20 protein-coding genes and 1 pseudogene are annotated in these 19,760 nt (G+C 70.6%); 10 read left to right on the forward strand and 11 right to left on the reverse strand.

Translation table 11 applies throughout. The features are described 5' to 3' along the window. Positions 1-286 precede the first annotated feature (286 nt). From ACFVWD_RS44130 to ACFVWD_RS44155, 6 genes are all read left to right on the forward strand, one after another. On the forward strand, positions 287-1,618 hold the full coding sequence (locus tag ACFVWD_RS44130) for a hypothetical protein (protein WP_389603674.1): 1,332 nt from the start codon (positions 287-289) through the stop codon (positions 1,616-1,618). A gap of 66 nt (positions 1,619-1,684) precedes the next feature. After that, positions 1,685-2,308 carry a TlpA family protein disulfide reductase gene (locus ACFVWD_RS44135; protein ID WP_389603676.1) on the forward strand — a complete coding sequence of 208 codons (624 nt, stop codon included), beginning with the start codon at positions 1,685-1,687 and terminating at the stop codon, positions 2,306-2,308. Further along, on the forward strand, positions 2,305-3,087 hold the full coding sequence (locus tag ACFVWD_RS44140) for a cytochrome c biogenesis CcdA family protein (RefSeq protein ID WP_168494436.1): 783 nt from the start codon (positions 2,305-2,307) through the stop codon (positions 3,085-3,087). Before ACFVWD_RS44135 ends, ACFVWD_RS44140 begins: the two co-directional genes overlap by 4 nt. Positions 3,088-3,090: 3 nt before the next feature. Further along, positions 3,091-4,908 carry a cytochrome c biogenesis protein ResB gene (locus tag ACFVWD_RS44145; RefSeq protein ID WP_389603677.1) on the forward strand — a complete coding sequence of 606 codons (1,818 nt, stop codon included), beginning with the start codon at positions 3,091-3,093 and terminating at the stop codon, positions 4,906-4,908. Next, on the forward strand, positions 4,905-6,017 hold the full coding sequence (ccsB, locus tag ACFVWD_RS44150) for a c-type cytochrome biogenesis protein CcsB (protein WP_389603679.1): 1,113 nt from the start codon (positions 4,905-4,907) through the stop codon (positions 6,015-6,017). Before ACFVWD_RS44145 ends, ccsB begins: the two co-directional genes overlap by 4 nt. Positions 6,018-6,074: 57 nt before the next feature. Then, on the forward strand, positions 6,075-6,500 hold the full coding sequence (locus ACFVWD_RS44155) for an SRPBCC domain-containing protein (RefSeq protein WP_389603681.1): 426 nt from the start codon (positions 6,075-6,077) through the stop codon (positions 6,498-6,500). Between the two features lie 100 nt (positions 6,501-6,600). Here ACFVWD_RS44155 and ACFVWD_RS44160 read toward each other — a convergent pair whose 3' ends face one another. From ACFVWD_RS44160 to ACFVWD_RS44175, 4 genes are all read right to left on the reverse strand, one after another. Further along, positions 6,601-8,145: an ABC transporter substrate-binding protein gene (locus tag ACFVWD_RS44160; RefSeq protein ID WP_389603682.1), complete on the reverse strand. Its 1,545-nt coding sequence runs from the start codon at positions 8,143-8,145 to the stop codon at positions 6,601-6,603. Further along, positions 8,145-10,250 carry a hypothetical protein gene (locus ACFVWD_RS44165; protein WP_389603683.1) on the reverse strand — a complete coding sequence of 702 codons (2,106 nt, stop codon included), beginning with the start codon at positions 10,248-10,250 and terminating at the stop codon, positions 8,145-8,147. The genes ACFVWD_RS44160 and ACFVWD_RS44165 overlap by 1 nt, the downstream gene beginning before the upstream one ends. 142 nt (positions 10,251-10,392) lie before the next feature. After that, a complete protein-coding gene (locus ACFVWD_RS44170; protein ID WP_389603685.1) occupies positions 10,393-11,388 on the reverse strand; it encodes an isopenicillin N synthase family dioxygenase in 996 nt (331 codons plus the stop codon). Further along, positions 11,381-11,839 carry a nucleoside deaminase gene (locus ACFVWD_RS44175; protein WP_351527608.1) on the reverse strand — a complete coding sequence of 153 codons (459 nt, stop codon included), beginning with the start codon at positions 11,837-11,839 and terminating at the stop codon, positions 11,381-11,383. The genes ACFVWD_RS44170 and ACFVWD_RS44175 overlap by 8 nt, the downstream gene beginning before the upstream one ends. 101 nt (positions 11,840-11,940) lie before the next feature. Here ACFVWD_RS44175 and ACFVWD_RS44180 point away from each other — a divergent pair. Continuing rightward, positions 11,941-12,270 (forward strand): annotated as a pseudogene (locus ACFVWD_RS44180) (PucR family transcriptional regulator ligand-binding domain-containing protein); the annotation flags it as partial. Here ACFVWD_RS44180 and ACFVWD_RS44185 read toward each other — a convergent pair. After that, positions 12,153-12,389, reverse strand: coding sequence for a hypothetical protein (locus tag ACFVWD_RS44185; RefSeq protein WP_389603687.1), 237 nt, complete (start codon positions 12,387-12,389; stop codon positions 12,153-12,155). The pseudogene ACFVWD_RS44180 and the gene ACFVWD_RS44185 overlap by 118 nt on opposite strands. 107 nt (positions 12,390-12,496) lie before the next feature. Between ACFVWD_RS44185 and ACFVWD_RS44190 the strand changes: the two genes are divergently transcribed. Continuing rightward, positions 12,497-13,216 carry a PucR family transcriptional regulator gene (locus tag ACFVWD_RS44190; protein ID WP_389603689.1) on the forward strand — a complete coding sequence of 240 codons (720 nt, stop codon included), beginning with the start codon at positions 12,497-12,499 and terminating at the stop codon, positions 13,214-13,216. Positions 13,217-13,239: 23 nt separating this feature from the next. On the opposite strand, the gene ACFVWD_RS44195 is transcribed toward ACFVWD_RS44190, so the two are convergent. The 4 genes from ACFVWD_RS44195 to ACFVWD_RS44210 all read right to left on the reverse strand — a co-directional run bounded on the left by ACFVWD_RS44195 (position 13,240) and on the right by ACFVWD_RS44210 (position 16,640). Beyond that, positions 13,240-14,382 (reverse strand): abortive phage infection protein, encoded by a 1,143-nt coding sequence (locus ACFVWD_RS44195; protein ID WP_389603691.1) that lies wholly within the window; start codon positions 14,380-14,382, stop codon positions 13,240-13,242. A gap of 83 nt (positions 14,383-14,465) precedes the next feature. After that, positions 14,466-14,855 (reverse strand): hypothetical protein, encoded by a 390-nt coding sequence (locus ACFVWD_RS44200; RefSeq protein ID WP_389603693.1) that lies wholly within the window; start codon positions 14,853-14,855, stop codon positions 14,466-14,468. A gap of 49 nt (positions 14,856-14,904) precedes the next feature. Further along, positions 14,905-15,585 carry a class I SAM-dependent DNA methyltransferase gene (locus ACFVWD_RS44205; protein ID WP_389603694.1) on the reverse strand — a complete coding sequence of 227 codons (681 nt, stop codon included), beginning with the start codon at positions 15,583-15,585 and terminating at the stop codon, positions 14,905-14,907. 47 nt (positions 15,586-15,632) lie between these two features. Next, the gene (locus ACFVWD_RS44210; RefSeq protein ID WP_389603696.1) at positions 15,633-16,640 is read right to left on the reverse strand and encodes a zinc-binding alcohol dehydrogenase family protein; all 1,008 of its coding nucleotides are present in this window, start codon (positions 16,638-16,640) and stop codon (positions 15,633-15,635) included. Positions 16,641-16,757: 117 nt separating this feature from the next. On the opposite strand from ACFVWD_RS44210, the gene ACFVWD_RS44215 reads away from it, so the two are divergent. Together ACFVWD_RS44215 and ACFVWD_RS44220 are read left to right on the forward strand one after the other, a co-directional pair. Further along, positions 16,758-17,093, forward strand: coding sequence for an ArsR/SmtB family transcription factor (locus tag ACFVWD_RS44215; protein WP_389603698.1), 336 nt, complete (start codon positions 16,758-16,760; stop codon positions 17,091-17,093). Positions 17,094-17,136: 43 nt separating this feature from the next. After that, the gene (locus ACFVWD_RS44220) at positions 17,137-17,739 is read left to right on the forward strand and encodes a hypothetical protein (RefSeq protein ID WP_389603700.1); all 603 of its coding nucleotides are present in this window, start codon (positions 17,137-17,139) and stop codon (positions 17,737-17,739) included. 4 nt (positions 17,740-17,743) lie between these two features. On the opposite strand, the gene ACFVWD_RS44225 is transcribed toward ACFVWD_RS44220, so the two are convergent. Together ACFVWD_RS44225 and ACFVWD_RS44230 are read right to left on the reverse strand one after the other, a co-directional pair. After that, the gene (locus tag ACFVWD_RS44225; RefSeq protein WP_389603702.1) at positions 17,744-19,135 is read right to left on the reverse strand and encodes a purine-cytosine permease family protein; all 1,392 of its coding nucleotides are present in this window, start codon (positions 19,133-19,135) and stop codon (positions 17,744-17,746) included. Between the two features lie 89 nt (positions 19,136-19,224). Beyond that, the gene (locus ACFVWD_RS44230; protein ID WP_389603703.1) at positions 19,225-19,632 is read right to left on the reverse strand and encodes a PLD nuclease N-terminal domain-containing protein; all 408 of its coding nucleotides are present in this window, start codon (positions 19,630-19,632) and stop codon (positions 19,225-19,227) included. Between the last annotated feature and the right edge of the window lie 128 nt (positions 19,633-19,760).

Consider the following 19,760-nt stretch of genomic DNA (forward strand, 5'->3'; position numbering starts at 1 on the left):
GCGAAGGGGGTCCCTCCCTGTTCGAGCGAAGCCGAGAACTTGGGGGCGCGTGCATGGCGTCGCGGGGCAGACGGGAATTTGACGACAGGGCCTAGAGGTGTCCGGGGGCTAGAGCGCCCATTCCCGTACACCTTGGCGCAAAGTGTTCGTATGCGTCGCTACCCGAACTGTTCTTCGTAAAATACGACCAATGTTGCGCGTTCGAAGGAACCTATCTGCTTGTCGTGCCCTCTCATTGTGTGTCAGCTGGGAGCCAGTTGAGAGGGCGCGATGAGATGGGGACCGAATGCGGGACATCAGCCGGCGGGGAATGATCGGCCTCGGGGCGGGTGCCGCGGCGGCGATGGGACTCGCGGCGTGCGGCACCGACCAACAGGACGGTCAGGGCGGGGGCGGTGGTTCCCGGTCGGGCAAGCCCGGTGCGTCCGGCGAGCCCGGCGCCTCCTCGCACCCCGCCCGCCTGATAGGTGACGGCTCCACCTCCTTCACGGGCAAGCAGCCGAAGCAGCCCGCGAAGCCGGTTCCTCTGGAGCCCGGCCAGACCCCTCCGCAGTTCGTGATCTTCTCCTGGGACGGCGCGGGTGAGGTCGGGACCGGTCTCTTCTCCCGCTTCCTCGGGCTCGCCCGCGAGCACGAGGCGCACATGACCTTCTTCCTCTCCGGGCTGTACCTCCTGCCCGAGTCGAAGAAGCGCAAGTACCTGCCGCCGAACAACCCCCGGGGCGCCTCCGACATCGGCTATCTCTCCGACGACCACGTCAAGTCGACGCTCGGGCTCGTCCGGCAGGCCTGGCTCGACGGCCACGAGATAGGCACGCACTTCAACGGCCACTTCTGCTCCGGCCACGGCACCGTCGGCAACTGGACGCCGGCGCAGTGGCGCAGTGAGATCGACCAGGCCAAGTCCTTCGTCAAGGAGTGGCGGACCAACACGGGCTGGACCGATCTGCCCCCGCTGCCCTTCGACTACGAGAAGGAACTCGTCGGCGCGCGCACCCCCTGTCTGCTCGGCCAGAACAACCTGCTGCCCACCGCCAAGGAACTCGGCTGGCGCTACGACGCCTCCTCGCCCGGCGGCCGCCAGGTCTGGCCGCAGAAGCGGCACGGACTGTGGGACCTGCCCCTCCAGGCGATCCCCTTCCCGGGGCGCAGCTTCGAGGTGCTGTCCATGGACTACAACATGCTGGCCAACCAGTCGATCAACTCGACGAAGGCGCCCGCGCACAACTACCCGGCGTGGCGGCAGCAGGCGGGCGAGGCGTACGTCGCCGGATTCCGGCGGGCCTACGAGAGCAACCGGGCGCCCTTCTTCATAGGCAACCACTTCGAGCACTGGAACGGCGGCATCTACATGGACGCCGTCGAGTACGCCTTCAAGCACATCGCCCGGGAGAAGGAGAAGGGCGAGGACGTCCGCCTCGTCTCCTTCCGGCAGTACGTGGACTGGATGGACGTACAGAAGCCCGAGACACTGGCCAAGCTGCGGACGTTGGACGTGGGACAGCGGCCCGCGGGTGGCTGGAAGACGTTCCTCGGCGACACCGGCAAGGGGGCTGGTACGGGTTCGGGTACCGGTACTGGGACGGGTACTTCCAAGGGGTCCGGGGACGCCGCCTGAAATGGTGTTTTCCGCCCGCAAGGGGGGTGCGGAAGATCCTCGAAACGGGCATGCGAAACTTTTCACATGAGTGCCGCCTGCCGCGCCGAACAGCGCTCGAACCGCACCCGTAGCCGCGCCGCCCTGCTCACCACCGGGGCCGCCGTCGCCGCGCTTGTCCTGTCCGCGTGCGGTTCGGGCGGGACGTCCGGGGGCTCGGGCAACAGCAACTTCGTGGCGGGCAAGGACGGCATCTCGACCGTCGCCAAGGGCTCCCGGGTCGAGGCCCCCGACCTCTCCGGCCCGACCGTGGACGGCAAGCAGCTCGACGTCAAGGACTACAAGGGCAAGGTCGTCGTCCTGAACGTGTGGGGCTCCTGGTGCCCGCCGTGCCGTGCCGAAGCCCCGAACTTCGCCAAGGTCGCCAAGGACACCGCGGCGCAGGGCGTGCAGTTCGTCGGCATCAACACCCGTGACGCCAACGTCAGTCTGGCCCAGGCGTTCGAGAAGCAGCACGGCGTCAACTTCCCCAGCCTCTACGACCCCACGGGCAAGCTGCTGCTCCGCTTCAAGAAGGGCACGCTGAACCTGCAGACGATCCCCTCCACGATCGTCATCGACCGGGACGGGAAGGTCGCGGCCCGTACGCTGCAGGCCCTCAGCGAGGAGAAGCTCCGCGAGATGCTCGACCCCGTCCTCGCGGAGAAGTGACCGACGTGTCCCTTCTCGCCGCGTCCACGAACCTCGCCGCGTCGTCCGACACCGTCGTCAGCGGTGCGCTGGTGCTCGCCCTGCCGATCGCCGTCCTCGGCGGGCTCGTCTCCTTCTTCTCGCCGTGCGTGCTGCCGCTCGTCCCCGGCTATCTGTCGTACGTGACCGGTGTCACCGGCACGGATCTGGCGGAGGCCAGGCGGGGGCGGATGGTCGCGGGCGCCAGCCTGTTCGTGGTGGGCTTCACCGCCGTGTTCGTCTCCGGCGGGGCGCTGTTCGGCTACTTCGGGTCGACCCTCCAGGAGTACCAGAGCACGCTCAGCAAGATCCTCGGCGTACTGATGATCGCGATGGGCGTGTTCTTCATGGGGATGATGCCCTGGCTCACGCAGCGCGAGTTCCGCTTCCACAAGCGGCCGGTGACCGGCCTGGTCGGTGCTCCGATACTCGGCGCGCTCTTCGGCATCGGCTGGACGCCCTGCCTGGGACCGACGCTCTCCTCCATCAATTTTCTCTCCATGAACCAGGCGAGCGCGGGCCGCGGCGCCATACTGACCGTCGCGTACTGCGTCGGTCTGGGAGTGCCCTTCGTCCTCGCCGCCGTCGCCTTCCGCAAGGCGCTCGGTGCCTTCGCCTGGGTCAAGCGGCACTACGCATGGGTGATGCGGATCGGCGGCGGCATGATGATCGCGACCGGCCTGCTCCTGCTCACCGGTGCCTGGGACAGCATCGTGCAGCAGATGCAGACCTGGTCCAACGGCTTCACGGTAGGGATCTGATCGATGAGCACGACCGACACCGACACCGGCACGGGCAGGACGAAGGACCCGGCGGCCGCCAAGCGGCACATCGGGGTGAGCGCCGACGGCGAACTCGGCGAAGCCGGATCCCAGCTGTCCACCGCGCCGGTCGACACGGCCGTGCCCGGCTCCTTCGGCGGGTCCCGCGCGCCCGGCGCCCTGGGCTGGCTGACCTGGACCGGCCGTGAGGTCGTCGGCTGGGCCCGCTGGTTCTGGCGGCAGCTGACGTCGATGCGGGTCGCCCTGATCCTGCTCTTCCTGCTGTCGCTCGGGGCGATCCCCGGCTCGCTGATCCCGCAGTCCGGGACCGACGCCCAGAAGGTGGCGGACTTCAAGGACGCGCACAGCATCCTCGGGCCCGTCTACGACAAGCTCGGCCTGTTCCACGTCTACAGCTCGGTGTGGTTCTCCGCGATCTACATCCTGCTGTTCGTCTCGCTCATCGGCTGCATCGTGCCGCGCACCTGGCAGTTCGTCGGGCAGCTGCGCGGCCGTCCGCCGGGCGCCCCCAAGCGGCTGAACCGGCTGCCCGCGTACGCGACCTGGCGCACCGCGGCCGAGCCCGAGCAGGTCCGCGAGGCCGCCCTCAAGATCCTCAAGCAGCGACGCTTCCGGGCGCACATCGAGAAGGACGCCGTCGCCGCCGAGAAGGGCTACCTCCGCGAGACCGGCAACCTGCTCTTCCACATCGCGCTGATCGTGATGCTGGTCGCCTTCGCCTGGGGCCAGCTCTTCAAGTCCGAGGGCAACAAGCTGATCGTCGAGGGCGACGGGTTCTCCAACACGATCTCGCAGTACGACGACTTCAAGTCCGGCAACCTCTTCAGCACCGACGACCTCACGCCGTTCAGCTTCAACCTCAAGAAGTTCACCGGCACCTACGAGCGGACCGGCCCCAACAAGGGCACCCCCCGCACGTACCAGGCGGCCATCACCTACAGCATCGGCGCGTACGGCAAGGAGAAGAAGACCACCGTCAAGGTCAACGAGCCGCTGAGGATCGGCGACTCGAAGGTCTATCTCACCGCCCACGGTTACGCGCCGGTCGTCACCGTCCGGGACGGCAAGGGCAACGTCGTCTACCACGACGCCGTGCCGATGCTGCCGCTCGACTCGAACGTCACCTCGCAGGGCGCGATCAAGGTCATGGACGGATACAAGAACGCGCAGGGGACGACCGAACAGCTCGGTTTCTCCGCCTTCTTCGTGCCGACCTTCGCGGGTGCGGGCAAGGGCGACATGTTCTCCCAGTTCCCCGCGCTCGACTTCCCCGTGCTCGCGCTGTCCGGGTACCACGGCAGCCTGGGTGTCGACGCGGGCATCCCGCAGAACGTGTACCAGCTCGACACCTCGAAGATGAAGCAGTTCAAGGACGCGAAGGGCAACATCGTCAAGGCGCGCCTGCTGCCCGGCGAGACGATGAAGCTGCCGAACGGCGCCGGCTCCATCACCTTCGACAAGGGCATCAAGGAGTGGGCGAACTTCCAGGTCACCCAGCAGCCCGGCAGTGACTGGGCGCTGATCGGTGCCTTCACCGCGATCTTCGGTCTCGCCGGTTCGCTCTTCATCCGGCGCCGCCGCGTGTGGGTGCGGGCGACCACCGGGGCCGACGGTGTCACCGTCGTCGAGATGGCGGGCCTCGGCCGCAGCGAGTCCGCGAAGCTCCCCGAAGAACTGGGGGACCTGGCCGCCCTTGTGCACGACCAGGCGCCCACCAAGCCCGACACAGACGAAGCCGCAGTCGAAACCGACCCCGACGCCGAACCCTCCGTACCTGCCGCCGAACGGACTGAGAAGTGACTCTCGCCGCCGCAACAGACCTGGGTGCCGTGACCGATCTGGCCACGGCCACCAACGAACACCTCGCCAACATCAGCAACACGCTGATCTACTCCTCGATGGCCGTCTACACCCTGGCCTTCTTCGCGTACATCGCCGAGTGGATCTTCGGCAGCCGCAGCAAGGTCGCCCGTACGGCCGCCGCGCTCACCAGCGCCGAGAAGGCGAAGGCCCCCGCGGTCACCGCGCAGTCGGCGGGCGGTACGGCCGTCCTGGAGCGGCCGAAGGTCGTCACCCGGTCGGCGGCGGGCGCCCGTGACGTGCCCGACGGGCCCGGCGCACACGGCGGGGACGAGCAGGGCGACCTCTACGGCCGGATCGCGGTGTCCCTCACCGTGCTCGCCTGGGCCGTCGAGGCGGCCGGTGTCGTGGCCCGCGCGCTGTCGGTGCAGCGGGCGCCGTGGGGCAACATGTACGAGTTCAGCGTCACCTTCTCCACGGTCGCCGTCACCGTGTACCTGGTGATGCTGGCGCTGAAGAAGAACATCCGCTGGCTGGGCCTGCCCCTGGTCACCACGGTTCTCCTCGACCTCGGCCTCGCGGTCACGGTGCTCTACACGGCGAGCGACCAGCTGGTGCCCGCGCTCCACTCGTACTGGCTGTACATCCACGTCTCGACCGCGATCCTCTGCGGCGCCGTCTTCTACGTGGGCGCGGTCGGCACCCTGATGTACCTCTTCAAGGACTCGTACGAGAACAAGCTCGCCACCGGCGGCCAGCCGGGCCGGTTCGCCACCTCCGTCATGGAGCGGCTGCCCTCCTCGGCCTCCCTCGACAAGTTCTCCTACCGCGTCAACGCCGCCGTCTTCCCGCTGTGGACCTTCACGATCATCGCGGGCGCCATCTGGGCGGGCGACGCGTGGGGCCGCTACTGGGGCTGGGACCCCAAGGAGACCTGGGCGTTCATCACCTGGGTCGCCTACGCCTGCTACCTCCACGCCCGCGCCACGGCCGGCTGGAAGGGCCGCAAGGCCGCGTACATCGCCCTGATCGCCTTCGCCTGCTTCCTCTTCAACTACTACGGAGTCAACATCTTCGTCTCCGGCAAGCACTCCTACGCGGGCGTCTAGGCCAGGTCCTAGCCTTCGGCGCGTGCGGAACGGCCCGCCTCGGGCCACGCTGGTGTCATGACCGGAGTGACCCGAGGCATCGAAGAGGGCGCCACCGAGACCCGGGAGGACGGCACCCGCGTCCTGCACTACCTGCTGCGTTTTCCCCAGCCTGTGGAGAACGTCTGGAAGGCGGTGGCCACACCCGAGGGCCTGCGGGCGTGGCTGGCCGAGGCCGAGGTCTTCGAGCCGCGACTCGGCGGCGCGGTCACGCTCCGCGGGATCGGCAGCGGCCGGATCACGGCGTGGGACGTCGAGCGGATCGCCGAGTACACGGTCGAGGGGCGGGGCCGCATCCGCTTCCACCTGGAACCGACCCGCCCGTCAGGCACGACGGTCCGCTTCACCCACGAGTCCCCGAGCGACGAGGACCCGGGCTGGCGTCAGCGCTTCGATGGATTGGTCGCCCACTTGGCAAGCGCTCCGGACAGGAGCGCCCCTTAGGGGCGCGGGGCTGTGACATTGTGCGGCTCCGCCGCGTGGGCGCGACCAGCCACACACAGCCCGCACATACGAACCACCGATCCCCCAACGGCGCCCCCCGTCAAGCCGGCGGCAGACACTCCGCGGAGGGCGGCTTCCCCTCGGGCCACGCGATCTTCACAAAGCGGGCCCGGGACTCGGGCGTCAGCTGCACGATCGGCACCGCCTTGTCGTACGGATTGCCGTGGGCGTCCAGACAGATCCACCCGCTCGCCCCGTTCACCCGCAGCTCCTTGCCCTTGACCTGCGGCCACTGGAGCCCGACGTCCGCGAGGACCGGGATCTTCCCCGTCGGCGACGCCCCGCGGATGCCGCGCACGGCGAGCCGCATGGCGTCGTACGCGATGATCAGCTGGCCGTCGTCCAGGGCGATCGGCCCGACGGGCCCGACGGGCTCCTTCCCGGCACTCCCCAGAAGCGACTGCAGCACCTTCGCGTCGGCCGCGCTGCCGCCCGTCTTCGCGGTGTCCTTCAGCCAGGCGTCCGGGTGGGCCAGGGACGTGTAGCGGACGGTCAGCAGCGGGTCCTTGAGGGCGGCCGGGTCGAGGTCCTTGTCCCCGGCGAGGTAGGAGCCCTCGTCGCCGGTGAGCACGGTGAACCGGCGGTCGTGGCAGCCGCGCTGGCCCAGCATGTTGATGAACTGCCGCAGCTGGGTGTGGCGCCCCGCGAACAGGATGGTGTTCGTGGTGGTCGGCGTGTTGCAGAGGATGTTGGTGATCTGCATGAAGACGTTGGAGGTACTGCCCTCCTTGCTGCGGTCTGCGGGCGGCGTGAACGGCTGGGCCTCGTAGCGCGAGCCCTTGAGCATCTTCTCGAAGGACGCCTGGAGCGTGCGCGTGTACGGGTCGCCGGTGCGGTCGTAGACGAGGAAGGCGTTGGCGGCGGAGACCTTGGCGAAGGAGGCGAGGGCGCGTGCCTCGTCGGTGTTGGTGGGGGAGACCCGGGCGAGCCCGGGGAACGGGTCCTTGCCGTCCTGCCCGTTGGCCAGGTCGTCGGCGGTGATCGAACTCCCTATCACCGGGATGCCCCGGCTGGTGAGCTCCTTGACGGCCTTCTTGTTGTTGTCGGTGCTCAGACCGACCCCGGTCACCGCGCGCAACCGGTCGGAGCCTCCCGTCATGCCCGCCAGTTGGTCGGCCGTGTGCTGCCAGTACGTGCCGGTGGAGCCGGGGTTGGCCAGCACCAGGCGGATCTTCGGCTTCAGGCCGGTGGTGTCGTGGTTGGCCTGGTACTGGGCCAGATAGGCGCCCTGGAGCTCGTGCAGCACATCGGCCAGGTTGTCGGCGTCGGTGGCGGTGAAGGGTTCGAGGAGCGCGACCGTGACGTAACTGCCGGGCGCCAGACGGGCGTTCTCGCGGTGGATCGCCCGTACGGTGTCGGCGAACTGCGGACGCCCGAAGGCGTACGTCGTCCACGAGACGCCCACGCACTCGTCGCTGCCCTTCGGCTGGACGACGCCGGGCGCGCAGGAGCGATTCTCCTTGGTGGCCGTCATACCGCCCCAGACGCCGAGACCCGCCAGTACCGCCGCGAGGGCCAGCGCGACATACCTGCGGAAACGAATCTCCCAGACGTCCTCGCGCAGCCAGGTCCACAAGCGCGCCATCACAGGTCCCCGTTCCCGTTCTCGTCGTCGTCAGGGATGCGCAGGGGGCGGCCGGCGAGGGCGTCCGACGGCCACTCCCGTGAGGCCCGCCACAGCAGCGGGTTGCCCGCGGGCCGCAGGTTCGACAGCTGCTCCAGCTCGAAACGGAGCCGGTCGGACACCTTCGGATCCGGCAGCACCAGCGGATCGGTGAGCTGCCAGACCGCGTGCAGCAGGCGTCGTACCCGCAGATGCAGTACGGCGTCCACGCTGTCCGGCGGCTGCTGGGCGGCGTCGGTGCGGCCTAGCGCGACGGCCGCCCGGTCGTCGTGACCGCCGTGGCCACCGAAGTCGCGGCCGTCCGGGCCGTGTGCGTGGTAGTAGGGCGCGGACGCGATGAAGACGAGCGAGGACAGCCAGGACCCGGTGTCGGTGCGCGGGAAGGTGTCGCGCAGGTGCGCCACCGCGAAGTCGGCCTTGCCGAGGGCGAGTTCGTGGTGCAGTCGACAGCGCGCGCTGTCCGGCTGGTCCCCGTCGCCGAAGTGGTCGATGAGGGTGCGGTGCACGGACCGCCAGCGTGCGTGGTCGGGGTCGTCGTGGTGCAGCCGCAGCAGGAGCAGCGCGCGCAGGAACGGATCGCCCACGAACTGCCCGGCGGCGCTCGTCCAGCCCTCCTCCGTGAGCCGTTCCTCCAGTGCGAGGACCCCCGACGCGCCGAAGTCGTCGGAGAGCTGGACCTCCGCGAGCGCGCAGGCCGAGTCGCGGTCGTGGGCCGCGGCGAGCACGGTCAGCTCGTCGAGCCGGCCACCGGGTACGAGCCGGTCGAGCAGCTCCTGATAGGTGGGCCGGCCGTCGTTGTCCTCATGGACGGCGACGTCGGAGGTGAGCAACTCGCCGAGGGACTTGGCTCCTTGGGGCAGGTTCTGGCGGGCGGACTCCGCGAGGAGGGTGACCCCGAGTGGGCTGCCGCCGGACAGCCGGTGGGTGGCGTGCGGGAGTTGAGGGGGGACGGCGAGGCCCTGCGAGACGCCGCCCACGAGGTGCAGGGTGTCGTCCGGGGTCAGCGGCGGCAGCGCGACGAGCAGCGCCCGCGAGGACGGCGAGGTGCCCGGCTCCCAGTTGGTGTGCCGGGCGACCTCGGGGAGGGTGCGGCGGCTCGCGTTGCGCAGTGCTCCATGGCTGTAGCCGCGCAGGGCGGCGAAGAAGACGACGTGGTCGGCGATGCCGTCGGCGCGGTCGCGCAGCACCGGTTCCATCAGGCCGAGGCCCGCCCGTTCCTGCACGTTGTCGATCAGTACGACCGGGCGGCCCAGCCGGTGCGAGCGCTGCATGACCCCCGCGTACGCGTCGTCGAGGTCGGCCAGCAGGGCCCGTACGAGATAGCGCTCGGCGTGGGTGCGGGAGTCGCCGCCCGCGCGGAAGTGCGAGGAGAGCAGGATCAGGCCGAGCTTGGGATTGCCGCCCGCGTTCGGATAGTCGCGGTACCAGATGGCGGCCCTGCGCAGTCGGCGGGGAGCGGGTCCGATCCCCTCGGCGAACGCCTCCAGGGTGGCTTCGATGATCGGCGCGATCACGGGACCCGTACCGCTGAGCGAGGCGATGAGCTTGGAGACGACCTTGCTCACCCAGCGGCCCGCGAACCCCGAGAGCCATGAGCCGGTCTCGTTCAGCAGCAGGATCCGCTCCGCCTCCTGCCGGATGCGGGGCACGTCACGGTCGCTCCAGCCGCCCGCCGCGACGGCCAGCAGCCCGGACGTCAGGCGCGGAAATCCGATCCGCCCGGCGCCGGTCACCGGCTCCGCGAGCTGCTCGGCGATGGTGGTGAGCGCCTGTCCCACCGGCGACCAGGACTCCGCGGGTCGCTCGGCGGGCGGCCCGGCGAACTGCCGTTCCTCGCCGTCGACCAGCGCGACCGGTGTGTGGCCGCGATACGCGTCACGCAGCTCCCGCAGTACGGCGCTCTTGCCGAGCCCCCGCCCGCCCGCGAACACCACGAAGGGCAGTTCCTTCGGGTGTTCGTACGGGGACGAGCGCAGCTGGTACGGGCGCAGGCCGACGAGCCGTGGTGCAAGACCGGGCGGATCGGTGTCGAACAACGCTCCGCGTCCGTGCAGCCCTCTGTGCACCGCATCTCCCCCTGGCGCGGTCCGGTCCTGCTCTGTGCTGCTGTGAGGTCTATCAACACCAGTGTAAAAAGGGGGAGTTGATTCGGACTAGGGCATGGGATGTCCGTTTGGTTACGAAATTTTTCCGCGCCCTTTCATCCAGCTATCCCACGGTGATCGAATCCAGCTTTTCGCGCAGATAAACATGGGAGTCGACGGGCGGATACGCGACGCGGCCCACCGGCGCGGGCACCGACTCCACCACCGTCCCCGGCGTGCACTCGCCGAAGTAGACCAGCGACATCAGCTCCTCGGCCGGCGCGTCGGCGGGCGGGGGCAGCACCCGGTGCCGTCCCGAGCGCCACCGGTCACCCGTCCAACGGGCCATCAGATCGCCGATGTTGATCGTGAACGCCGCCGGGTCGAAGGGCGCGTCCTCCCAGCCGCCCTCGTCCGTGTAGACCTGCAGCCCGCCCTTGCCGGCCTGCCGGTCGAGGATGGTGACGGTGCCGAAGTCTGTGTGGGGGCCGATACGGAACTGGCCGGGCTCCGGCTCGCCGACGACCTCCGTTCCCGGGTACCAGTTGATGTTGAAGCCGTACGTCGGGTGGTCCATGTGCCGGGTGAAGAAGTCCGGCTCCAGTCCCAGCGCCTCACCCAGGAGGGCCAGCAGGTGGTTCTCCAGTTCGCCCATCCCCGCCAGGTACTCCGCGCAGAGCTTTTGCAGCTCGGGGGCCTCAGCGGGCCAGACGTTGGGCGCGTACCACTCCGCGTTCGTCTCCGGGTCCTCGAAGGGCTCGTGCGTCGCGAAGGTCAGCGACTCCTTGAGGTCGGGGGGCGTCTGCGTACCTTCCGAATAACCGTTGGCCTCGGCACCCGGGCCGAGCCAGCCGCGCCCGCCGACCTGGACGGCGTACGGCTGCTTGACCTCCGTGGGGAGGGCGAAGAAGGCACGGGCGGCCTCGCGGATGCGGGTGCGCAGGGCCGGGTCCACACCGTGTCCGGTGACGAGGAGGAAACCGGCGCTCTGGAGGGCTTCGTCGACGGTGCGGGCGATGACGGTACGGGCGTCGGGATCGCCGTCCAGCCAGGGCCGCAGGTCGACGGTCGGGATGCGGGGGGTACCGGGGGTACGGGGGCTGCTCTGGGGGTTACTCACCAATGTCCTCGTTCCACAGAGCCGGGTGGTCCTTGATGAAGTCGCGCATCAGCGCGGCGCACTCGGGGTCGTCCAGGAGCACGATCTCCACGCCGTGCTCGGCCAGCCAGTCGTGGCCGCCGTGGAAGGTCTCCGCCTCACCCACCACGACCCGCGAGATGCCGAACTGGCGCACCAGGCCGGAGCAGTACCAGCACGGCGACAGGGTCGTCACCATCGTCGTACCGCGGTACGAACGCTGTCGTCCCGCGGCGCGGAACGCCGAGGTCTCCGCGTGCATGGACGGGTCGCCGTCCTGGACCCGCCGGTTGTGACCGCGGCCCAGCAGCGTGCCGTCCGCGCCGTACAGCGCGGCGCCGATGGGGATGCCGCCCTCCGCCAGCCCGGCGCGGGCCTCCGCGACGGCGGTCGACAACCACATCCGTGCCCGTGCCTGATCGATGCGCTCCATGACTCCACTCTGCTGTGGCCGAAACACGAGGGCAACGTGCGGAAAGTACTCTCCCGGCAAGCCGCACCCGGACGGACTGTCAGCGCCTGAAGGAGGTACCCGTGCCCGCACTCACCCTCCGCGACATCCTGGCCCTCGACCCCGTCCGCGGCAGCGAGCCCGAACTCCTCGCCGGCGAAGGCGCCCTGGACCGCCCGGTCCGCTGGGTGCATTCGAGCGAGGTGTACGAGGGGGCGAACTTCCTCGACGGCGGCGAACTGCTCCTGACCAACGGCTTCGGGCTGACCGACGCGGACGAGGACACCCGGCGGCGCTACGTGCGCGAGCTGACCGCGCGCGGAGCGGCGGGGCTCGCGGTGGAGGTCGGACGGTCGCTGGTGCGGATGCCGGAGGAGGTCGTCGACGAGGCCCGGCGGCTCGGGCTGCCGCTGCTCGCCCTGCACCGGGTGGTGCCCTTCGTCCGCATCACCGAGGCCGCCAACCGGGCGATCGTGGCGCGTGGCCTGTCGGGGCGGGCGGCGTCCGTACGGCCCTGGGGCGGCGACCACACCGCCGCGCTGCTCGCCGATCTCGCCGACGGGCAGGCCCTCAACCAGCCCGAGGTGGAGGCCGGCGCTCGCCGGGTTCCATCCGGGGCCGGGCGCGCGGCTGGTCGGGGTGTCGGCGCACGGGGCGCGCGAGCCGGGCGTGGTCGACCGGGCGGCGCGCTCCCTGGGCGGGGTCGCGGTGCTGCGGGCGGCGTTCCCGGGGGACGTACTGGCGCTGGTGGCGATGCCGGACGACGCCGTACGGGCGGTGACGGCGCGGCGGGATGTCGTACGGGCCGTGCAGGAGGCCTTCCGGACGGTCGCCGAGGCCGGGGTGACCGTGGCGGTCGGACACGCGGTCCTCGCGGGCGGCGGCTGGCTGCGCTGGAGCGAGACACTGCGGGCGGCCCGGACGACCCTGGAACTGGCGCTCACCGTGCCGTCCGCCGAACCCGGCCCGACCGGTGGCCCGGTCGTCACCTCCTCCCGCGCCCTCACCCTGGAACGCGAGCTGACCCGAGGCGGCGTGGACGCCAACCGCGACCGCCTCGCCCGTCTCGTCCAGCACACCCTGGGCCCCCTGCTGGCCTGGGAGGCCGCCCACCCCAGCGACCTCGTCCGCACCCTGGAGATCCACCTCCGCCACGGCTGTTCACCCACCCGCACGGCGGCCCTGCTCCACATCGGCCGCCAGTCCCTCTACCAGCGCCTGGAACGCATCGAATCCCTCCTGGGCCTGGAGATCGACGACCCGGACCTGCTGGGGGAACTGCTCGCGGCCCTGTGCGCGCACCGGATCGTGCGGGGGGTGCCGGCGACCGCGGACGGCGGCCTGCGGACGGTGGCCTGACCTGCCCCGGTCCGGCCTGACCGTCAGCAGGTGTGTGCGCGGGCCCGTGCGTACTGCCGGGCCAGCGCGCGGAAGGACTCCTTCGGCTCCCAGTGCCATCCGCCGTGGCGGTCCTCGATCGTCTTCACGATGCCGTAGCTCGCCGTGTCGAGGTCGTGGCGCGGGTCGCGGGGGCGGTGCGGGGCGTCGGGGGCGACGAAGGTGTACGCCATCGCCGAGTACAGGCCCATCGACTCGAACACCGACAGCACGTCCGTCAGATACGCGGCCTGGGTGCGCTCACTGCGGACGAGACCCGCCTTGATCTCCGGCGGCTCCTTTCCGTAGTCGACGACGTCCCAGCCCATGCCGCCCTTCTCCGGCGCGCCCTCGAAGGTGCAGCAGCCGAATTCCATGACGGCGACGGGTTTCCCGAAGCGCCGCAGCGCGGCGAGGTCGCGGACGTAGGCGTTCCGGTCCCGGAACCAGCCGTAGTAGTCGACACCGACGAGGTCGAAGAGGCCCCAGTCGACGTCCTCGTCCTGGGCGGCGGCGTACGTGAGCCGCCCGTGGAAGACGGACCTGCCCACAGACGCCGCCTTCGCCGTGAACCGGTGCAGGTGCCGTGCCATCAGTACGGGATCGAAGTCGCCCTTGAGCAGATGCTCGACGCGCTCCTGGGCGTTGGCGCCGGGCACGATCCCGGGCACGTACAGCACGAACTCGCAGCCGACACTGAGATGCACTCCCGCGCCCCGTCGCCGCAGCCGCTCGGCGAACCGGCCCGTCTGCGCGAGGTGGTCGAGGATCTCGCGTTCCGGTACGTCGCCCAGAGTCGGCTCCAGCCAGACGTTCAGACCGAGCTCCGCCGCCTCGGCCGCGGTGGCGGTGAGCCGTTCGACTCCGTTGCCGGTGACCTTGACGGAGTCGGCGTGCAGGTCGTGCGCGACGGCGCGCAGGTCGCGGCGCATGCGCCCGGGGCTCCACCCGGTGCCCGGCGTCTCCCCGTCCGTCACCTCGTACACCACACCCCGGTACGTCAGCCCCGGCCGACGGCCCGTGGCCCCGGCCCGGCCGGCCGGCAGCACCACCGCGCCCCCGGCCCCCGCGGCCATCCCCATGAACCGAGCCCGGGTGATCCCCCGCATCGCGCCTCCCGTGTCCGTCTTCGCGTTCGCGGACTTCATTCTGGGAGGCGGTCCTTCGTCTTGCTGTCCGCCGATGGTCTACGCACGGCCGACGAAAGTATCGGCGGGGCCCCGAAGGCACGTCACACCTCGGACGCCGCCTCGACGATGCCGTACGCCAGGGCGTCGAAGTTCTCCCGGTAGAAGCCCAGCCGGATGTGGAAGGGCTCCTGCAGGAACGCGCCCTCGCGTGAGACGAACATGGTCGGCGCGGTGGTCAGCGCGCTGTGCACCGCGTGCAGTTCCTCCGCGCGGAAGCGGATGTCACGTGACTCCGTGTGCCCGCCGGAGAGGCGGTCGATGAGCGCGTCGACCGTCTCGCGGCCGATACCGAGCTGCAGGGTCAGGGTCAGGTCACTGTCGTCCCGGTGACGCAGGTAGGTCAGCGCCTCGCGCATCGCCGCCGTCTGGGCCAGGGTGAGCCGCGCGACGAACCCGTCCCCGTCCCGGGTCAGCTTGAACCGTGTTCTCATGCGTCTCCGCTCCCCTCCTCATCCCGTCCCTCGGAGGAAAACGTCGACGTCACGCCGAGGGTTCCGGCCTGCGGGCCAGCACGAACGCCTGTGGCGTGCCCTCGCGCGCGTCGGCCTCGCGGACGAGGCGGGCGACCTCCACCAGCCCCGCCTCGCGCAGCAGCCCGGCGACACGCTCGGGTGGGAAGCGGTAGACGTCGAGGTCCAGGTCATGGCCGTACGCGTGATCGAGGTGCACACGCTCGTCGCCCACCTTGAAGGCGATCAGCAGATGACCGCCCGGTGCCAGGATCCGGTGGAACTCGCGGAAGAACAGCGGAAGTTCGTCCAGCGGCGTGTGCACGGTCGAGTACCAGGCGAGGGCCCCGGCGAGTGACGCGTCCTCGACGTCGAGATCCGTCATCGTGCCCACCTCGAAGCGGAGGTGCGGGTGGCTGCGCCGGGCCACGGCGACCATCTGCGGCGACAGATCGATCCCGTACGCGTCCAGCCCGAGACCCTCCAGGTGGATCGTCACCCGCCCCGGCCCGCACCCGAGGTCCGCGACCTGCCCGCCCCCGCCGTCCCGCACCTTCTCCGCGAAGGCGGCGAGCATGGCCCGGTCGAAGGGCTTGTGCTCCAACTCGGCCTTGAGGAGCTTGCCGTAGTCGACGGCGACGGTGTCGTACGACGCCCTGGTGGCGTCCGGGCGGGAGGGCATGGGGTGAGAGGTCGCGGGGTGAGAGGTCATGGCGCGGGAGACTAGTCGGGCGGACTGACAAGTCCGATGCGTCGTCGTCACGCGAGGTCGGCGGCCCCGTCCGTGCCGTGGGCGCGCAGCAGCAGCTTTCCCGTGCTCGTCCGCGTCCCCATCAGCCGGTGCGCCTCCGCCGCGTCCGACAGGGCGAACTCCGCCGTCACCGGCAGGGACACCACCCCGTCGACCACTGTCCGGAAGGCGCGTTCGGTGAGGGCGCGCAGTTCGGTCGGGGCCGTCTGGGCCAGGGTGAGGATGGAGAAGCCGGAGACCGACAGGGCCAGCGGGTAGAGGTCCGGCTGGCCCAGCTGCCATGGCTGCGCCCCGCTCGCGTTGCCGAAGGAGACCAGGCGGCCGAAGGGGGCGAGGGCGGCGAGGGAGGCCCGCAGGGTTTCGCCGCCGACCGGGTCGAGGGCCAGGTCCACCCCGCGACCGTCCGTCGCCTCGCGCACCTCCTTCGCGAAGGAGGCGGAGGAGGTGACGAAGACCTCGTCGTAGCCGTGCTCCCGTGCGTACTCGGCCTTCGCCGCACCCGACACCACCCCGTAGACCGCCCCGGCCCCCGCCGCGCTCGCCAACTGCCCCAGCACCGTGCCCACCCCACCCGCCGCGCCCTGCACGAGCACCGTCTCGCCGGGCTGGAGCCGGCCCACGGCATGGATCAGGGCGTACGCGGTGGGCAGCACGGTGGGGAGGGTCGCGCCCGTGCGCAGGCCCACACCGGCCGGCAGCGGGAAGACGGTCACCGCGTCGGCCACGACGACGTCCGCGTACGCGCCGCCCTGTGTCAGGGCGGCCACCTCCTGCCCCACGGCGAGGCCGGTGACCCCGGCGCCGAGGGCCCGGACGCGGCCCGAGACCTCCAGACCGGGGACGAAGGGCAGGGCGGGCACCCGGTAGCCCTCGGCCCGTGCCTTGAGGTCGGCGAAGTTCACACCCGTGTACGCCACGTCGATGCTCACCTGCCCCGGACCGGGCTCGGGCACCTCCGCCTCCACGACCTTCAGTACCTCGGGACCGCCGTACTCCTGGATCTCGACCGCGCGCATGGCACACCCCTCGCGAGAGCTCGTCAACTCGACTGTTCAATGAAAACCGAACAGTCGGGAGTGTATGGTTTCCATCGAACACTCGGCAAGGTGTGGAAGATCTGAGGGGAGTCGGGCGTGGCGGAACGAGCGAGTCACAGAGCCGCCCCGGAACACACCCATCCCGACGACGTTCCGGTCCAGACCGCCCTCGCCGCCCTCGCCGATCCCGTACGCGTCACGCTCGTAAGGGAGTTGGCCGACTCGGCGGAGTGGACACGCAGTTGCGGCAGCTTCGATGTGCCGGTCGGCAAGGCGGCCCTCAGCCACCACTTCGCGGTGCTGCGCGGGGCGGGTCTGGTGGAGCAGCGCGACGAGGGGCCCAAGCGCGTCAACCGCCTACGACGCGAGGAGTTCGAGGCCCGCTTCCCCGGACTCCTCGACCTGGTGCTGCGTGAGGACCCGACGCACTGAACCGATTCGCCGCCCCCCGCGTCAAAGGGGCATGAAGAAGCGTGTGAGGGGTCGGACGGCCACCGGTGCCACCGTGACCGGTGCCGTCGTGCTGCTGGGAGCGCTGCTCCACGGATCGAGCGCCGTCGCACAGGCCGAGCCCGCGCATACCGCGCCCGTCACCGCCACCTGCGTCGGCACGCGGCCGGCCGGGAGCCTTCCCGACCGGGGCGCCGAGGACTTCACCCCGCTGGACCGCACCCTGGCTCACGTCGGCAGGATGGGGGAGTCCGCCCGCTACGCCGCCGTCTACACCGGCATGTCGGTCGACGAGGAGGACCGGGCCACGGACGTGTACCGCATGCCGTCCGCCTCCTTCGACGCCGACCTCTGCGGCGCCGCCGAGAAGGGCGTCACGGTGCGGCTGCACGACACCGATGCCAACCGGACCGACCTGGAGGCCCTCGCCGACCGGATCGCCGAGGACATGTCCCGCTGGAACGGCACCTTCGACCTGCGCGAAGTCGGCGTGGACGAGGCGGGGTTCGTGTTCGTGGGCGTCGACGACCCCTCCACCGCCCGACCCCTCGTCCAGAAGGCCTTCGGCGCACGGCACATCGAGGTGGGGTACGCCGAACAGGCCTCGCTGCTGAGCGCCACCGGCTGACCGCTCAGCCCGTGCGGGGCACCCGCCGCAGCAGCGCGTACAGCGCCGCGCTCACCGCGAAGCCCACCAGGCAGGTGATGTCGCCGAAGGACGCCCAGTGCTTCGGCACCCAGCCCACGTACTTCTCCTGGTTCGAGAAGAGCGGAACCGAGACCGCCACGCCGATCAACAAGGCGGTGATGCCAGGCCAGTTGGTGAACGCGCGGTCGCCCAGGCGCCGGGCCGGCTCGTCGTCGGGTGTACGGGTCAGGAACCACCGTTCCACCAGCACCACTCCCAGCCACGGTCCGATCCAGTACGCGATGACCAGCAGGAACGCCTCGTACGCATGCCCGGCGTCGGACAGCGACGCCCACGCCGCCGCCGTGCCCACCACACCCGAGAGCACCACCAGCGCGCCGCGCCCCAGCCGGGCCGGCAGCCGCAGGCCGAGCGAGGTGATGGACATGGCGGAGGAGTAGACGTTCAGCGCGTTCGCCGAGACACCGCCCAGGATGATGGAGAGCAGTACCAAGTCACCGAGCCAGGACGGGAGATGGCCGGTGAAGGCGGCCGTCGGGGTCGCGCTGTCGGGGGCCGCGATCGTCGCCGACGCCGCACCGATGAGAGAGACGGCCGCGACGGAGAGGAAGAGTCCGACGGCCGGGTAGAGGGCGGTCCTGAACTTGTTCGCCGTACGGGGGAGGTAGCGCGAGTAGTCCGTGGCGTACGGGTTCCAGCCCGCCGCGTACCCCCACGCCGTGCTGAACGCCAGCAGGAAGCCGCCGATGCCGCCGCCCCCGCCCGAGGCGCCCAGGTCCGCGTGGTCGAACGTCCACACCCCCGCCACCAGGAACACCACCGCCAGCGCCGGGAACGCGTACTTCTCGAAGGCGTGCACGAAGTTGTGGCCGATGAAGCCGATCGCGATCTCGACCGCCACCACCAGCAGCAGCGAAGGCAGGGGGCGCAGACCCGTCAGCGTGTTCAGCGCGAACGCGGCGCTCACGCTGTTCACGGCGAACCAGCCCACGCCCGCCACCAGGGCGTTCACCCCGGCCGGCAGCAGATTGCCCCGGTAGCCGAAGGAGAGGCGGCCGATCACCATCTGCGGGACGCCGAACCGGGGTCCGTCGAGGGACAGGACGCCTTGCGTCAGCGCGCCCAGCGCCGTGCCCAGCAGCAGTGCCGCGGCCGCCTGCCAGAAGTCCAGCCCGAAGAAGAGGACCGAGATCACGCCGATGTACACGGTCGCGAACTCGATGTTCGGGGAGGCCCAGGTCCACAGCAACTGGAGCGGACTGCCGTGGCGTTCGGCGTCGGGGATCGGTTCCGAGCCCGCCGTCTCGACGGCGATGACTCGGTCGCCGTACTCGGGCGTGATCGGTGCGGTGGTGCCGGGGGGAGCGGTCGTCATGCACCGTAAGTGTCCGGGGCGCCGTCACCCCCGGCCAGAGGCGCACTGTCCGTTCCGGGAGGCTCGTCGGCGTACACCTTGTACGGGCGTCAGCTCTCGGACTCCTCGCCGGCCTCGCGCCGGCGCAGCTCCTCCTCGCGGCGCCGCAGGTCGGCCTCCCAGTCCTTCAGGAGTGCCTCGTCCTTGACGTTCTTGGAGGGGGACGACTCCGCGTTGAGGGAGTTCAGGAACTCGGGGTTGTCGTCGGGGGCGACGTACTGCGGGCGCTGGTCGCGGTGCCACTCGGAGGGCGTGACGCCTCGGGTCGGGCCCCGGCCGACCTTGCCCGCGACGAGCCAGGCGATCGGGCCGACGAGGACTTCTCCGAAGAGCAGGATGACGATCACCCACACCACCTTGGGCAGGCCGCGGACCTCCTCCTCCGGCGTGTTCAGGCAGTCGATGAACGAGTAGATCCACAGCGCCAGGACCAGCAGGAACGGCAGATACCTGAGCATGGCGGAACGGTCCCCCAGTGGACGATGGCGGGGCGGTGCGGGGCCCCGGTGACGCGCACAGGGTAGCGGCTGACTTCAACGGGGGGATGACACTTTCCCCGCCCCCGCCGCCCCAGCCCCCGGGTGGG

It is taken from the genome of Streptomyces sp. NPDC058086 (assembly GCF_042885015.1).
Taxonomy (GTDB): Bacteria; Actinomycetota; Actinomycetes; order Streptomycetales; family Streptomycetaceae; genus Streptomyces.